The organism is Frigoribacterium sp. PvP054, from assembly GCF_040547465.1.
Lineage (GTDB): Bacteria > Actinomycetota > Actinomycetes > Actinomycetales > Microbacteriaceae > Frigoribacterium.
This window is the reverse complement of record NZ_JBEPPU010000008.1, coordinates 71,986-87,448: the sequence shown is the minus strand read 5'-3', so window position 1 is coordinate 87,448 and position 15,463 is coordinate 71,986. Positions and strand designations below refer to the sequence as shown.

Here is a 15,463-nt window from a genome sequence, read left to right as displayed (position 1 = left end):
CCGAGTCCGGACCGACCACGAGGGGGCCCTCCGATGAGCGCTTCGATCTACGACATCCCCGACGACGCGGCCGCCGAGGCCGCCGCCCTGGCGGGCTGGACGCCCGGCCGCCCGGGCAACGAGGTCCGGTCGACGACGACGACCACGTCCGCCGCGGCCGCGTCCGCCGCCTCGTCGCCGTTCCCGCCGGCCCCCGCCTCGCCCGCGCCCGGTGCCGTGACCCCGTCGCCCGTCTACAGCCTCGACGGCGGTCAGGACCCGGTCATGGGCTGGACGCCCACCCGCGCGCCGTCGAGCCGACGTGCCGCCCGCCTGGCCGAGGCGTTGGTCGACAAGGCCGCGCTCGCCGACCAGGAGGCCCTGCTCGTCCCCGACACCGGCCCCTCGCCCGTCCTGCCCCGGTCGGCGGCGGCCCCGTCGTCCGTCGCCGCCCCGTCCTCGGTGACGGCCCCGGCGCCGCTCAGCCCACCGCCCGCCGGCCACGTGCTGCCCTCGGCGTCGCGACCGGGCTGGGTCGACCCCCGCTTCGACGAGCCGATCCGCGCCTCCCGGGCCCAGACCGCCCCGCAGGAGGCGCGGGCCGGCTCCGCGACGGACCTCGCGCCCACGGCGTCCACCGTCGCGCTCCCGGCGACGTCCGGCTCGGCCGCCTCGCCGTTCGCCGCCGAGGGGGTCGTCTTCCCGTCGGCCGAACCCGTCCCGGCCAGCCCGACGGGTGCCTCCGCCTGGGACGCCCCGGCCCCGCAGCACGTCGCCGCCGACGCGCCGACCGCGACCCTCTCGACGCCCGAGCACACCGCCGACTTCCACGGCATCGAGCTGCACCGCCACCCGCGCGACCACGCGCACGCCGGCCTCGTCTCGGCGCTCATCCAGGTGGTGCTGCAGAACGCCTCCGACCTGCACGTCACGACCGACGCGATGCCGACGATCCGGGTCGACGGCGACCTGCGGCCCGCCCTGACCGGTGGCGCCGTGTGGGACGCGGCGATCGTCCGCACGGCACTCGAGAGCCTGCTCACGCCCGAGCAGCAGCAGCGGTTCGACGACGAGCTCGAGCTCGACTTCGCGTACTCGCTCTCGGACGAGTCGCGGTTCCGCGTGAACTTCTACCAGCAGCGCGGCTCGCTGGGGGCGGCGTTCCGGCTCATCCCGACCGAGATCAAGCAGCTCGGCGACCTGGGCGTGCCCGAGTCGGTGTCGACCTTCGCCAAGTTGCCGCGTGGCCTCGTGCTCGTCACGGGCCCGACCGGGTCGGGCAAGTCGACGACCCTCGCCGCGCTGATCGACCTGGTGAACCGCACGCGGGCCGACCACATCGTGACGGTCGAGGACCCGATCGAGTTCATGCACCAGCACAAGAAGTCGCTCGTCAACCAGCGCGAGGTCGGGCACGACACGCACAGCTTCGCGGCGGCGCTCAAGCACGTGCTGCGCCAGGACCCCGACGTGATCCTGATCGGCGAGCTGCGCGACCTCGAGACCATCTCGGTCGCGCTGACCGCCGCCGAGACCGGCCACCTCGTGTTCGCGACCCTGCACACGCAGAGCGCGGCCCAGACCATCGACCGCGTCATCGACGTGTTCCCGCCGTACCAGCAGGACCAGGTGCGGACGCAGCTCGCCTCGACGCTGCAGGGCGTCGTCTGCCAGACGCTGCTGCCCAAGGCGAGCGGCCGCGGCCGGGTCGTGGCGACCGAGATCATGATGATGACCCCGGCCATCGGCAACCTCGTGCGCGAGGGCAAGACCTACCAGATCGCGTCGTCGATGCAGGCCGGTCGCGACCTCGGCATGCACACCATGGACCAGAAGCTCGCCGACCTGGTGAACACCGGCGTCGTGACGCACAAGGCCGCCATGGAGAAGGTGCACGACCGTGAAGGGTTCGACCGCCTCGTGACGCGCGTGATCAACAAGTCCGAGAGCCAGGGCCTCGACAGCGGCATCGACTTCGGCGACTCGTTCTCGGGCGGGGCCGCCTGATGGCCGGGGCGGTGGCGTACGCCTACAAGGGGCGCGACGGGGCCGGCAAGGTCGTCAAGGGCAAGGTCGACGCCTCGAGCGAGGGTGCCGTCATCACGCGCCTGCGCACGATGGGCGTGCAGCCGATCTCGATCAGCGAGGCCGGCGCCGGCACGGGCCTGCAGCGCGAGGTGTCGATCCCCGGCCTCGGCGACCGCGCGGTCAAGATGAAGGACATCGCCGTCATGTCGCGCCAGATGGCGACCATGATCGGCTCGGGCCTGTCGCTGCTGCGCACCCTGACGATCCTCGCCGACCAGGTCGACAACAAGCGGCTCGCGAAGATCATGGCCGAGGTGCGCGACGACGTCGAGACCGGCGTCTCCTTCTCGGACGCGGTCGGCAAGCACGACAAGGACTTCCCGCCGCTGATGATCAACATGATCAAGGCGGGGGAGACCGGCGGGTTCCTCGACAAGGCGCTCGAGTCGACGGCCGAGAACTTCGAGAAGGAGGTGGCGCTGCGGTCGACGATCAAGTCGGCCATGACCTACCCGGTCGTCGTGCTCGTCATGTCGCTCGTCGCCGTCGTCGTGATGCTGCTGTTCATCGTGCCGATCTTCCAGGACATGTTCACGAACCTCGGCGGGCAGCTGCCGCTGCCGACGATGATGCTCGTCTACGCCTCGCGGGCGATGCCGATCGTCGTGCCGATCGCCGCGGTCCTGGGCATCGCGTTCTCGATCTGGTGGCGGACGAACAAGAACTCGGTCAAGGTGCGGGCGTTCCTCGACCCTCTGAAGCTCCGGTTGCCCGTCTTCGGCGCGCTGTTCCGCAAGATCGCGATCGCCCGCTTCAGCCGCAACTTCTCGAACATGATCGGGGCCGGCGTGCCGATCCTCACCGCCCTGCGGATCGTGGGCGAGGTCTCGGGCAACTACGTGCTCGAGGAGGCGCTGGTCAAGGTGGCAGAGTCGGTGCGGCAGGGCGAGTCCATCGCCGGTCCGTTGACCGAGTCGGGCGTGTTCCCGTCGATGGTCACGCAGATGATCTCGGTCGGCGAGGACTCGGGCTCGCTGCAGACGATGCTCGAGAAGGTCGCCGACTTCTACGACCAAGAGGTCAAGTCGACCACCGAGTCGTTGACGGCCCTGATCGAGCCCCTGCTGATCGCCTTCCTGGGCGTCGTCGTCGGCGGCATGATCGTGGCGCTGTACCTGCCCATCTTCCAGATCACGTCGCTCATCAAGTAGCGCGCCAGGCGACCCCGCAGGAGGCGCGGGCCGGCTCACGAGGCCGGCTCGCGCCTCCTTCGCGTGTCCGGCGTCCGGCGACGACCCGGTCTACCCACGAACGGGTGCTGACCGGCCCTTTTCGGCCTTTCGGGGGATACCCGAACTGGGGCCGTGTCGCAGCCGAAAACCCCCCTTCCAAGGGATTCTGGGGCACTTTCCCAGGTGGCACCATCGATCTCGGCGGAGCTCAGTGACCGCCCACCCGATCACCGAGACAACCACTCCCGCACCCGACCGAACAGGACCAGCGACATGTACTTCACCCTCATGGGCAAGCTCAGCGCCCGCCGCCAGAACCTCGCCGAAGACAAGGACAAGGGCTTCACCCTGATCGAGCTCCTCGTCGTCGTCATCATCATCGGCATCCTCGCCGCGATCGCCATCCCGGTGTACCTCGGCGTGCAGAACAACGCCAAGGACTCGTCGGTGAAGAGCGATGTGACGAACCTCAAGACAGCCGTCATCAGCCTGCAGACGAACGCCACGAGCAACCTCCCCGCGGCCGTGACCTTCTCGCAGACGGCGAAGCCCGCCGCGGGCACGTCGACGACCCCCGACTGGGCCGGTGCGGGTGCGACGATCAGCGACAGCACGACGAGCCTCCAGTTCGGCAAGTCCTCCACGGCCGCCGACTCGTTCTGCATCATCGGCACGAGCTCGACGAACAAGAAGTTCTACGCGACCGGCAACTCCGGTGTCAGCGAGACCGCCTGCACCATCGCCAGCTGACCCTGGCCTTCCCCCCGAGGGGTGCGGTGGCGTCTCGCCGCCGCACCCCTCGGCCACAGACCCCGTACACCCTCGACCCGACCGGGAGGTGACCCACCGTGTTCCAACGCCTCAGCGCCCGTCTGCGACCCCTCGACCCCGAGGCCCGCGACGCCGGGCTGTCGATCGTCGAGGTGGTCGTCGCCCTCCTGGTCTTCGCCATCATCACCGTCGGCTCGATCGTCGCGGTCGGCACCACGCTGACCATGTCGAGCGACAACCGCAGCCGCGAGGTCGCCGCCAACCTGGCGTCCCAGGCCGTCGACGTCGCCCGCAGCGTCACCGACGTGGTCGCGGTCGCGTCGCGCACGACGACGACCGTCGTCAACGGCACCACCTTCACCGTCGCCCAGACCGCCGCGTGGATCACCACCACGGGCGTCGACGCCACCTGCACCCCGGCCGCCGCCTCGGGCAACGGTTCGCTCTTCTACAAGCGCCTTCAGGTGTCCGTCACCTGGTCGGGCATGCGTTCGACGACCGCTCCGGTGCGCAGCGACACGATCCTCGCGCCGAACAGCCGCCTCAACGACCAGGACACCGGCACCATCGTCGTCGGCGTCAAGGACACGAAGGGCGCGCCCGTCCCCGGCGTCCTCGTGACCGTCGAACCCGACTCGGCGTCGAGCGCCCCGGGCAAGGCGCTCACCTCGGGGTCGAAGCCCGCACCGACGAACGCCGACGGCTGCTCGGTCGCCATCAAGGTGTTGCCCGGCGTGTACAAGGTGACCATCTCGCGGGCCGACGGTGCGCCCTACCGCGACGCCCGTCAGCAGTCCGCCCCGGTGAAGACCGGCATCTCGGTCGTCAAGGGCGACACCGCCGGCGTCCCCTTCACGTACGAGCTCGGCGACGACTTCGTCCTCGACTACGCGTCGACCTACACGGGCAGCACCGTCGCCCTGCCGAACGACCTCAAGACGACCGTCCTCGGTGGCCCAGAGCCCTACGTGCTCACCGGTCCCGACAGCGACGCCTACCTCTTCCCGCTCGCGACCGGCTACCAGATGATCGCCGGCACCTACCTGCCGGCCGGTACGTCCGGGGGCAGCTGCCTCTCGCCCGACCCGGCCGCCTGGCCGGCCAACGCCAAGGGCAAGACGGCGGCCCGGCAGCCGTTCGTCGCCGCCTCGGACAAGACCGCGGCCTACCCGCTGCCGATGGGCGTCACGACGATCAAGCTGGCCTCGGGCAGCGACACGATCGTCCAGGCGAAGTCGACCACGGCACTCAACGGCGACCCCGGCTGCGCGGCGACCCAGACCTACACGTTCACGGTCAAGAACAAGACCTCCGCGAACGAGATGACGATCGCCCTGCCCTACGGCACCTGGGTCATCACGTCGGGCACGTCGACGAACAACCTTCGGTCGCTGACCATCAGCGGGCTGGTCGGCAGCATCATCGGCGCCATCTTCGGCGGTGGTGGCGGGGTCGCCAACGTGGTCACCCTCGACCCGAGGCCCGCCTCGTGAGCGCGCTGCGACGTGTCATCGCCCGACGTGACGACGACGGCGTGAGCCTCGCCGAACTCATCGTCGCCATCATGGTGTTCGGCATCGTCGTCACCATCGTCTCGACGACCTTCGTGTCGCTGACGAAGGCCACGGCCCAAGCACGTGGCGTCGACGGCAACACCCGGGTCGCCTCCAACGTCATGAACGACCTGGCCCGCACGATCCGGGCCGCCCGCACCATCCCACGGGCCGACGGCACCCAGGCCGCGTCGTTCACGGCCGCGTCGACCGAGAGCATGACCCTGTCGTCCGCGGTGAACGTGACGGACGCGGCGACCACGGTGCCCCGCCAGGTGACCTTCCGGGTCGCGGCCGACCGTTCCCTCACCTCCAGCAGCATCGTCGCCACGACCGTGACCGGGGGCTTCTACCAGTTCACCTCCCCGGCGACCACCCGGACGGTCGGCGGCTCGGTCGTCACCCCCGCGAGCAGCGGCACGCCGCTCTTCGCCTACCTCGACTTCGCGGGCACCCCCCTCGTCCCCGACGCGTCGGGGGCACTGACCACGACGCAGCTGTCGTCGATCGCGGCGGTGACGATCACCCTCACCATCGACCGGACCAGCACGTCCTCGAGCCAGGCGGTCACCCTGCAGAACACCGTCTCGCTCTCGAACCTCGCCGGAGGCGTGACCACATGACCACCCTGCGCACCCGTCTCGGCCTCGGCGGTCCCTCATCCGAGAGCGGCATGGCGATGGCCATCACCCTGATCTTCGGCATGGTCCTCGTGATCATGGCCGCGACGGCGTTGACCGTCGCGACCAGCGGCTTGAAGAAGGCCGGCACCGACCAGAACTGGAACGCCGCGCTCGCCGCGGCCTACGCCGGCGTCGAGGAGTACCAGTCGCGTCTGGCGAACGACAACAGCTACCAGCAGTACGGCGACGCGAACGCCCCCTTCAGCAAGGCCAGCGGCAGCGCCCTGACCCTGCCGACGGGCACCCAGGCCAACAAGGCCTTCGGCTACGGCACCTCGGGCACGTGGGCGTCGGTCCCCGGCAGCTCGGACCTGGCCCAGTACCGCTACGAGGTCGACAACTCGAAGTACGTCGGCTCGGGCGACCTGCGCATCCGGGTCACCGGCAAGGTCGGCACGTCCACCCGCTCGGTCATCGCGGACCTGCGCCAGAAGGGGTTCATCGACTACCTCTACTTCACGGACATCGAGTCGCAGGACCCCACGCTGTCGCGGAGCACGAACCCCGCCTGCTCGAAGCACGCGTGGGAGGGCCGCACCTTCGGCGACGACTGCGGCGAGATCTCGTTTAGCGGCGGCGACACGATCTACGGCCCCGCCCACTCGAACGACACGATGCGCATCTGCCAGGCCACCTTCAAGGAGGTCGTGACGACGGCCGACCCCACCGTGGGCAAGGCGTACGCGAAGGTCGACTCGAACAACAACGCCTGCTCGGGTCAGTTCTTCGGCAAGGGAGCACCCGGTCAGGTCGCCACCGTGCAGATGCCCGACACGAACAGCGACAAGGTGCGCGAGACCCGCACCGACCTGCCCACCGAGGTGCCCCGCCCGGGCTGCCTCTACACGGGACCCACCGACATCGTCTTCACCGCCGACGGCAGGATGACCGTCAAGTCGCCGTACACGGTCATGACGCGCATCGCGAACGCGGACGCCACCGCCGGCAGCGCACCGTCCGAGTGCGGCACCCCCGGCACCAAGGCCGGTCAGCTCGGCTCGCCCGGCGGGGCCACGATCCCCGTGCCGACCAACAACCTGATCTACGTCCAGAACATCCCCGCCCTGCCCGCCGGGAACGCCACGCCCAACGTGAACGCCCGGGCCTCGACCGGCGACCTGACCGAGACGTCCTGCTCGGACAACCACGTCGGTTATCCGCTCGCGAACGAGTCGGTCCCGAACTCGACGATCGCCGGTGGGCCCGGACGGGGCGCCTGCGCCTACGGCGCCCGCAGCGGTGACGTCTTCGTCAAGGGCACCTTCCAGGGTCAGCTGACGATCGCCGCCCAGAACTACCTCTACGTCACGGGCGACCTGACGTACTCGTCGACGAACGCCAGCACGAACATCCTGGGTCTCGCGTCCGACGGCGTCGCGTGGGTCTGGAACCCGGTCAACACGAGCGGCAGGTCGATGCTCGGCGACTCGGGTCGCGAGATCGACGCGGCCATCATCTCGGTCCAGCACTCGTTCCTGGTCCAGAACTACTCGCGTGGTGGCGACCGGGGCACCCTGACGGTCAAGGGGTCCATCGCCCAAGCCCACCGGGGCATCGTCCGCAACGGCTCGAACGGCTACATCAAGGCGTACGCGTACGACACGCGGCTGCGCTACCTCGCGCCGCCCAAGTTCCTCAGCCCGGTCACCACCTCGTACGGCGTCACGACGCAGACCGAGGTCAAGGCCGCGTTCACCTCGACGGGAGCAGCCTCGTGATCGTCGCACCCTGGACCGTCGCGGTCCTCGTCGCCGGGGGCTTCGGCCTGCTGATCGGCTCGTTCCTCAACGTCGTCGTGTACCGCGTGCCGGCCGGCCTCTCGGTCGCGCGACCGGCCAGCGCCTGCCCCGGCTGCTCCACGCCGATCCGGCGCCGCGACAACGTGCCCGTGGTCAGCTGGCTCGCCCTCGGCGGCCGGTGCCGTGACTGCCGAACCTCGATCTCGGCCCGCTACCCGATCGTCGAACTCGCGACCGGCGTGTTCTTCGTGCTCGTCGCCGCCCGCCTGTGGCCGCTGTCCGACGTGCCGACCGAGGCCCTGCCGCTCGTGTCGCGCCTCCTCTCGCTCGTCGCCTTCCTCTGGCTGGCCGGCGTGAGCGTGGCGCTCGCCGTGATCGACCTCGAGCACCACCGGCTGCCGAACGCGATCGTCCTGCCGTCCTACGCGGTCGGGGGCGCCCTCCTGGCGGCCTCGAGCATCCTCGTGGGGGACTGGCCGGCGCTCGTCCGGGCCGCCATCGGCCTGGCCTCGCTCTTCGCCTTCTACCTCATCGCGGCCCTGTCGTACCCGGGCGGGATGGGCTTCGGCGACGTCAAGCTCGCCGGCGTGCTCGGCCTGTACCTCGCCTGGCTCGGCTGGGGCGAGTTCGCGGTGGGCGCCTTCGCGGCGTTCCTGCTCGGCGGCCTGTTCGCCGTCGCCCTCCTCGCCACCCGGCGCGTGCAGCGCACGGGCGGCATCCCCTTCGGACCCTGGATGCTCGCGGGCGCCTGGGTCGGCGTCTTCGCCGGCGGCACCGTCGCCACGGCGTACCTCACCCTCCTCGGCCTGGCATGACCCGGCGAGCTGACAGAGAGCAGAACTGATGGGCAAGAACATCGTGGGCATCGACATCGGCAGCCGCTTCGTGCGCGCGGTCGAGGTCGCCGACGTCGACAAGGCCAAGCCGACCATCGTGCGGTTCAGCGAGGTCGCCCTGCCCGAGGGGTCCGCGAGCCGCGGAGAGGTCATCGAGTCGCAGACCGTCGCCGGCACGCTGAAGCAGCTCTGGTCCGCCGGCGGCTTCAAGAGCAAGCGCGTCGTGCTCGGCATGGGCAACCAGCGGGTGCTCGCCCGCGACATGACCGTGCCGAAGGCCTCGCGCCAGCGCATCCGCGAGATGCTGCCGTTCCAGGTGCAGGACATGCTGCCGGTGCCGGTCGCCGACGCCCTGCTCGACTTCTACCCGTACGCCGAGGGGCTCGGCGAGAACGGTCCCGTCGTCCACGGGCTGCTCATCGCCGCGGTCAAGGACGCCGTGCTCGGCAACGTGCAGGCCAGCAAGCTCGCCGGCCTGACCACGCTGGGCGTCGACCTCATCCCGTTCTCGAACACGCGCCTCCTCGTCACGCGTCCGCGCATCGCGGGCACGGTGGCGCTCGTCGAGATCGGGCACAGCACGACCTCGGTGATCATGATCGCCGACGGCGTGCCGCAGTTCGTGCGCATCATCCCCTCGGGGGGCGACGACGTGACGCAGGCCGTCGCGGCGAAGCTCGAGGTCTCGGCCCAGGTCGCCGAGGGCATCAAGTACGGCCGGGGCCTCGCCACGACCGTCACGACGCCCGACGAGCAGGCCGCCTCGAGCGCCATCTTCGAGTCGGTCAACGAGCTGCTCGGCAGCCTGCGCAACACCATCCAGTACTACGTGAACACCCGCCCGACCGAGACCGTCGCGGGCATCATGATCGCCGGCGGGGGAGCCTCGCTGCCCGGCCTGCCCGAGGCGCTCAGCGAGGTCACCCGCCTGCCGGTGGCGCTCGCCGACCCGTTCGCGACGGTGGGCTTCGCGAAGAACCTCGACGAGACCGCCCTGCGGTCCCGGTCGACCGACCTGACCGTGGCCCTCGGCCTCGCCCTGGGGAGCGCAGCATGAGGACCCGGAAAGACACCGGCATCGCCGTGGGAGGCGCGCCCCGCGTCGACCTGCTGCCTCCCGAGGTCCGCGCCGAGCGTCGGACCGCGGCCCTCGTCCGCCGTGCCTGGGCCGGCGTGGTCGTGGTCGCCGTCGTGGTCGGCATCGGGTCGGGCGCCGCGTTCCTGCAGCGCATGCAGGCCGAGGACGTCCTGATGATGGCGCAGGCCGAGACCCAGTCGCTGCTCATGTCGCAGACGAAGTACGCCGACCTCAAGGCGACCCAGGGCCAGCTCGACCTGGTCGAGGCCGCGCAGAAGGTCGGCGGGTCGACCGACATCGACTGGCCTGCCTACCTCGAGAAGGTGCAGGGCACCCTGCCCGTCGGCGTGACCATCGTCAGCGTCTCGCTCGACCAGGCCTCGCCCCTCGTCCAGTACACGCAGCCCACGGCTCCGCTGCAGGGATCGCGGGTCGCGACCCTCACCTTCCAGGCGACGAGCCCGACCCTGCCGTCCGTGCCCGACTGGCTGAACGGCCTGGCGACCCTGCCCGGCTTCGCCGACGCCCAGCCGGGCTCGGTGGCGCTCGAGGAGGGCGTCTACAAGGCCGACATCACGATGCACATCACGGCGGACGCCTTCTCGGGCCGCTTCGACCAGACGACGGGTGACTGACCATGGACCGCAACCGCATGATGTTGATCGGCGCCGTCCTGACCGGCGTCGTCGTGCTGGCCCTCGGGTTCCTCGTGGGGGTGCAGCCGCAGCTCGTGGCCGCCACAAGCGCCGAGTCGCAGCAGCAGAGCGTCGAGACGCAGAACGCGACCCTGCGCGCGAGCCTCGCGACCCTCGAGGCGGACAACGCGAAGCTGCCCGACCTCAAGTCCGAGCTGGCCACGCTCGACACCTCCGTGCCGTCCCAGGCCGCCCTGTCGTCGTTCCTCACCGAGCTCGACCAGCTGGCGGGGGCCTCGGGGACCACCGTGACCGGGTTCACCTCGTCCGACGCGGCGGCCTACGAGCCCACGACCACCGACGTCGCCGCGCCCGCCGCCACCGACGCGGCCGCGTCCGACTCCGCGTCGACCGACGCGTCGGCCACGGCACCGGCCACGGCGCCCGCGTCGCCCACGGCGCCCGAGCTCGTGACCGACCCGCTCGTCACCGCGTCGAACTTCTCGTCGATCCCGATCACGGTCAGCATCCAGGGCAGCTACGCCCAGGCCCGCGACTTCCTCTCGAAGCTGCAGGGGGGCTCGCGGCTGTTCCTCGTGACCACCTTCGCCAGCACCGGCAGCTCGGAGGCCGGCGACGCCGCCGGCGTCCCCGACCAGTGGACCGTCGGCGGGCTCGTCTACGTGCTGCAGGACGCCGCCGCCACCCAGGCCGAGCAGGCCGCCGAGACGCCCGCGACGACGGCCGAGGGCACCGACGGCACGAGCTCCGACACCGCCGCCGGCGAGTAGCCGGCGACCTCCGAGAGCAGCGTGCGACCTCCGTCGGCACCACGCCGACGGAGAGGGACACCGCGCCACGGAGTGGACACGCCGCCACGAGAGATCATGGCGGCGCGTCCACCTCGTGGCGCGGTGCCGGCTGACGGCGTCCACCGCGCCTCCCGAGGGCGCGTAGCCTCGAACGATGTCCCGAGCCGTGTACGCCGTCATGGGCACCGTCCTGTTCGGTGCGCTCGTCATCATGGTGGCGGGCTTCGAGGCCCTGCTGCTCGACCGTGACCCGATCGACGAACCCGACGCCGGCACCCTGCTCGGCCCGCTCATGGTCGCGGCGGCCGTCCTGGTCGTGCTCCTGTCGCTGTTGCGCTCGGCAGCGCTCTCCGACGCCCGCGACCACAAGGCTCCGGAGGTGCGGGGCACCTTCCCCGCCCAGCCCGCCGTGCTCGGCCGCCCGACCGTGACGGACAGGGCGTCCGCCGGTGCCGGCGACGAGGTGGCCGGCCCCCGGGGGCCCGCACCGCACCTCCTCGTCCCGTCGATCGTCGCCGCCGCGCTGGTCTACGCCCTGATGCTCGTCGTCGGGGGAGTCGTCTACGGCCTGGTGCGGCAGGAGCTCGTGTGGGTGCTGCTCTTCGCGGCGCGCTACGCCGTCTCGCCCTTCGTGATCGGTTCGGCCGTCTGCGCCGGCCTCGTCGTCGCGGGCACGCTCGCCGTCTCGCGCGTCGACCCGGGGCGTCCGCAGCCCCGACCGTCCGACTCGTGACCATTTGATTAAGGCCCTAGCGCAAGATAAGCTCTTTCGGGTGTGCGCCTGACCGCGCGCCCGAATATCGCCCCCTCGACCTCACGGCCGGGACGGGCAGACCGTCTCGGTCACCGAGACGAGGATGCCGGCTGATCAGCCGGACAGAGCAGAGCGATGCGAGAGCAGCGCGACTCGGCGCGTCCGACAAGACGCCGTCGAGATCCGACGAGGAGAACCAGTGCCCACCATTCAGCAACTGGTCCGCAAGGGACGCACGCCGAAGGTCGTCAAGACCAAGGCCCCCGCCCTGAAGGCCAACCCCCAGCAGCGTGGGGTGTGCACCCGTGTGTACACCACCACCCCCAAGAAGCCGAACTCGGCGCTCCGCAAGGTCGCCCGCGTCAAGCTCTCGAACGGCACCGAGGTCACCGCCTACATCCCCGGCGAGGGCCACAACCTGCAAGAGCACTCGATGGTGCTCGTCCGCGGCGGTCGTGTGAAAGACCTCCCCGGCGTGCGCTACAAGATCGTCCGTGGCGCCCTCGACACGCAGGCCGTCAAGAACCGCAAGCAGGCCCGCAGCCGCTACGGAGCGAAAGCAGAGAAGAAGTAATGCCTCGTAAAGGACCCGCTCCCAAGCGCCCTGTCGTCGCCGACCCGGTCTACGGTGCGCCGATCGTCAGCCAGCTCGTCAACAAGATCCTCCTCGACGGCAAGAAGGGCCTCGCCGAGCGCATCGTCTACGGTGCCCTCGCCGGCGTCTCCGCCAAGAACGACCAGGACGCGGTCGCCACGCTGAAGAAGGCGCTCGACAACGTGCGCCCCACGCTCGAGGTCCGCTCGCGCCGCGTCGGCGGTTCGACCTACCAGGTCCCCGTCGAGGTCAAGCCCCACCGCGCCAACACCCTGGCCCTCCGCTGGCTCACCAGCTACGCCAAGGCCCGTCGCGAGAAGACGATGACCGAGCGTCTCATGAACGAGATCCTCGACGCGTCGAACGGTCTCGGCGCCGCTGTCAAGCGTCGTGAGGACACCCACAAGATGGCCGAGTCGAACAAGGCCTTCGCGCACTACCGCTGGTAACCGGCACGAGGAGGCGCGGTGTGCGCACGACGCGCACCGCACCTCCTCGTCCCCCCAACTTCCCCACCTACCCCTTCGGAGGAACCCGTGGCACAGGACGTGCTCACCGACCTGAACAAGGTCCGCAACATCGGCATCATGGCGCACATCGATGCTGGCAAGACGACGACCACCGAGCGCATCCTGTACTACACGGGCATCACCCACAAGATCGGTGAGGTCCACGACGGTGCGGCCACGATGGACTGGATGGCGCAGGAGCAAGAGCGTGGCATCACGATCACCTCGGCGGCGACGACCTGCTTCTGGAACAAGAACCAGATCAACATCATCGACACCCCCGGTCACGTCGACTTCACGGTCGAGGTCGAGCGTTCGCTCCGCGTGCTCGACGGTGCCGTCGCCGTCTTCGACGGCAAGGAGGGCGTCGAGCCCCAGTCCGAGACCGTCTGGCGTCAGGCCGACAAGTACGACGTGCCGCGCATCTGCTTCGTCAACAAGATGGACAAGCTCGGTGCCGACTTCTACTTCACGGTCGACACGATCATCAACCGCCTCGGCGCCAAGCCGCTGGTGATGCAGCTCCCGATCGGTTCCGAGAGCTCGTTCGAGGGCGTCGTCGACCTGGTCGAGATGCGTGCCCTCACGTGGCGCGGCGACGCCAAGGGTGACGTCGAGCTGGGTGCGAAGTACGAGATCGAAGAGATCCCGGAAGACCTCAAGGAGAAGGCGGCCGAGTACCGCGCGAAGCTGCTCGAGACCGTCGCCGAGTCCGACGACGTGCTGCTCGAGAAGTACTTCGGTGGCGAAGAGCTCACGATCGCCGAGATCAAGGCCGCCGTCCGCAAGATGACGGTCAACTCCGAGCTCTACCCGATCTTCTGTGGTTCGGCCTTCAAGAACCGTGGCGTGCAGCCCATGCTCGACGCGGTCATCGACTACCTGCCCTCGCCGCTCGACGTGCCTCCGATGGAGGGCCACGACGTCCGTGACGCCGAGAAGATCATCATCCGCAAGCCCGAGTCGACCGAGCCCTTCTCGGCTCTGGCCTTCAAGGTCGCGGTGCACCCCTTCTTCGGTCGTCTGACCTACGTCCGCGTCTACTCGGGTTCGATCGAGTCCGGCGCCCAGGTCATCAACTCGACCAAAGACAAGAAGGAGCGCATCGGCAAGATCTTCCAGATGCACTCCAACAAGGAGAACCCGGTCGACAGCGTGACCGCCGGTCACATCTACGCCGTCATCGGTCTCAAGTTCACCACCACCGGTGACACCCTGTGCGACCCGGCCGAGCAGATCGTCCTCGAGTCGATGACGTTCCCCGAGCCCGTCATCGAGGTCGCCATCGAGCCGAAGACCAAGGCCGACCAGGAGAAGCTCTCGCTGGCCATCCAGAAGCTCGCCGAAGAAGACCCGACGTTCCGCGTCGAGCTCAACGCCGAGACGGGCCAGACGGTCATCAAGGGCATGGGCGAGCTCCACCTCGACATCCTGGTCGACCGCATGAAGCGCGAGTTCAACGTCGAGGCCAACGTGGGCAAGCCCCAGGTCGCGTACCGCGAGACCCTCAAGAAGGGCATCGAGCGCTACGACTACACCCACAAGAAGCAGACCGGTGGTTCGGGTCAGTTCGCCAAGGTGCAGATCGCCCTCGAGCCCTTCGAGGTCACGGCCGAGTCGACCTACGAGTTCGAGAACAAGGTCACGGGTGGTCGCGTCCCGCGCGAGTACATCCCGTCGGTCGACGCCGGGATCCAGGACGCCATGCAGGTCGGCGTCCTCGCCGGCTACCCCACCGTGGGTGTCCGCGCCATCCTCCTGGACGGTGCGGCGCACGACGTCGACTCGTCCGAGATGGCGTTCAAGATCGCTGGGTCGATCGCCTACAAAGAGGCGGCTCGCAAGGCCCAGCCCGTTCTCCTCGAGCCGCTCATGGCGGTCGAGGTCCGTACGCCCGAGGAATACATGGGCGACGTCATCGGCGACCTCAGCTCGCGTCGCGGGCAGATCTCGTCGATGGAAGACGCCAGTGGTGTGAAGGTCGTTCGGGCCAGCGTGCCGCTGTCGGAGATGTTCGGTTACGTCGGCGACCTGCGGTCGAAGACCTCGGGCCGGGCCGTCTACTCGATGACGTTCGAGTCGTACCAAGAGGTGCCCTCGGCCGTCGCCGAAGAGATCATCCAGAAGAACAAGGGCGAATAGTCCTGAACCGCGTGGTCGTCCGACGACCGCGTAACATGTACACACACCAATCCGCGAGGCGTCCGGTAGGCCGGGTCATCGACCCGGCCCCCGGCCGCACCGCAACCGAGTCCTGAG

14 protein-coding genes are annotated in these 15,463 nt (G+C 69.7%); all 14 read left to right on the top strand.

The window, feature by feature from the left end:
• The first annotated feature begins 33 nt into the window (after positions 1–33).
• Positions 34–1,986, top strand: coding sequence for a type IV pilus twitching motility protein PilT (locus tag ABID81_RS11505; RefSeq protein ID WP_354594925.1), 1,953 nt, complete (start codon positions 34–36; stop codon positions 1,984–1,986).
• Positions 1,986–3,218 carry a type II secretion system F family protein gene (locus ABID81_RS11500; RefSeq protein ID WP_354594924.1) on the top strand — a complete coding sequence of 411 codons (1,233 nt, stop codon included), beginning with the start codon at positions 1,986–1,988 and terminating at the stop codon, positions 3,216–3,218. Before ABID81_RS11505 ends, ABID81_RS11500 begins: the two co-directional genes overlap by 1 nt.
• A gap of 294 nt (positions 3,219–3,512) precedes the next feature.
• Complete coding sequence (locus ABID81_RS11495; protein ID WP_502915214.1) at positions 3,513–3,989, top strand: type II secretion system protein; 477 nt, start codon at positions 3,513–3,515, stop codon at positions 3,987–3,989.
• A 98-nt stretch (positions 3,990–4,087) separates the two neighbouring features.
• Positions 4,088–5,503, top strand: coding sequence for a carboxypeptidase-like regulatory domain-containing protein (locus ABID81_RS11490; RefSeq protein WP_354594923.1), 1,416 nt, complete (start codon positions 4,088–4,090; stop codon positions 5,501–5,503).
• On the top strand, positions 5,500–6,186 hold the full coding sequence (locus ABID81_RS11485) for a type IV pilus modification PilV family protein (RefSeq protein WP_354594922.1): 687 nt from the start codon (positions 5,500–5,502) through the stop codon (positions 6,184–6,186). The genes ABID81_RS11490 and ABID81_RS11485 overlap by 4 nt, the downstream gene beginning before the upstream one ends.
• Positions 6,183–7,964, top strand: a complete 1,782-nt coding sequence (locus tag ABID81_RS11480) for a hypothetical protein (protein ID WP_354594921.1) — start codon at positions 6,183–6,185, stop codon at positions 7,962–7,964. Before ABID81_RS11485 ends, ABID81_RS11480 begins: the two co-directional genes overlap by 4 nt.
• The gene (locus ABID81_RS11475; protein ID WP_354594920.1) at positions 7,961–8,800 is read left to right on the top strand and encodes a prepilin peptidase; all 840 of its coding nucleotides are present in this window, start codon (positions 7,961–7,963) and stop codon (positions 8,798–8,800) included. The genes ABID81_RS11480 and ABID81_RS11475 overlap by 4 nt, the downstream gene beginning before the upstream one ends.
• A 28-nt stretch (positions 8,801–8,828) precedes the next feature.
• Positions 8,829–9,878, top strand: a complete 1,050-nt coding sequence (gene pilM, locus ABID81_RS11470) for a type IV pilus assembly protein PilM (RefSeq protein ID WP_354594919.1) — start codon at positions 8,829–8,831, stop codon at positions 9,876–9,878.
• The gene (locus tag ABID81_RS11465; RefSeq protein ID WP_354594918.1) at positions 9,875–10,534 is read left to right on the top strand and encodes a hypothetical protein; all 660 of its coding nucleotides are present in this window, start codon (positions 9,875–9,877) and stop codon (positions 10,532–10,534) included. The genes pilM and ABID81_RS11465 overlap by 4 nt, the downstream gene beginning before the upstream one ends.
• 2 nt (positions 10,535–10,536) lie before the next feature.
• Complete coding sequence (locus tag ABID81_RS11460) at positions 10,537–11,325, top strand: hypothetical protein (protein WP_354594917.1); 789 nt, start codon at positions 10,537–10,539, stop codon at positions 11,323–11,325.
• 175 nt (positions 11,326–11,500) lie between these two features.
• Positions 11,501–12,079: a DUF6121 family protein gene (locus ABID81_RS11455; RefSeq protein WP_354594916.1), complete on the top strand. Its 579-nt coding sequence runs from the start codon at positions 11,501–11,503 to the stop codon at positions 12,077–12,079.
• Positions 12,080–12,299: 220 nt separating this feature from the next.
• Positions 12,300–12,674 carry a 30S ribosomal protein S12 gene (rpsL, locus tag ABID81_RS11450; protein ID WP_056043579.1) on the top strand — a complete coding sequence of 125 codons (375 nt, stop codon included), beginning with the start codon at positions 12,300–12,302 and terminating at the stop codon, positions 12,672–12,674.
• Entirely contained in the window at positions 12,674–13,144 is a 471-nt protein-coding gene (gene rpsG, locus ABID81_RS11445) for a 30S ribosomal protein S7 (protein WP_055799861.1), read from the top strand. Before rpsL ends, rpsG begins: the two co-directional genes overlap by 1 nt.
• 87 nt (positions 13,145–13,231) lie before the next feature.
• Positions 13,232–15,346: an elongation factor G gene (gene fusA, locus ABID81_RS11440; protein ID WP_354594915.1), complete on the top strand. Its 2,115-nt coding sequence runs from the start codon at positions 13,232–13,234 to the stop codon at positions 15,344–15,346.
• Positions 15,347–15,463 lie beyond the last annotated feature (117 nt).

Bases quoted from the DNA above. Each gene is read 5' to 3' on its own strand.
- ABID81_RS11505 (WP_354594925.1), top strand. From the start codon at position 34: ATGAGCGCTTCGATCTACGACATCCCCGACGACGCGGCCGCCGAGGCC.
- ABID81_RS11500 (WP_354594924.1), top strand. From the start codon at position 1,986: ATGGCCGGGGCGGTGGCGTACGCCTACAAGGGGCGCGACGGGGCCGGC.
- ABID81_RS11495 (WP_502915214.1), top strand. From the start codon at position 3,513: ATGTACTTCACCCTCATGGGCAAGCTCAGCGCCCGCCGCCAGAACCTC.
- ABID81_RS11480 (WP_354594921.1), top strand. From the start codon at position 6,183: ATGACCACCCTGCGCACCCGTCTCGGCCTCGGCGGTCCCTCATCCGAG.
- pilM (WP_354594919.1), top strand. From the start codon at position 8,829: ATGGGCAAGAACATCGTGGGCATCGACATCGGCAGCCGCTTCGTGCGC.
- ABID81_RS11465 (WP_354594918.1), top strand. From the start codon at position 9,875: ATGAGGACCCGGAAAGACACCGGCATCGCCGTGGGAGGCGCGCCCCGC.
- ABID81_RS11460 (WP_354594917.1), top strand. From the start codon at position 10,537: ATGGACCGCAACCGCATGATGTTGATCGGCGCCGTCCTGACCGGCGTC.
- ABID81_RS11455 (WP_354594916.1), top strand. From the start codon at position 11,501: ATGTCCCGAGCCGTGTACGCCGTCATGGGCACCGTCCTGTTCGGTGCG.
- rpsG (WP_055799861.1), top strand. From the start codon at position 12,674: ATGCCTCGTAAAGGACCCGCTCCCAAGCGCCCTGTCGTCGCCGACCCG.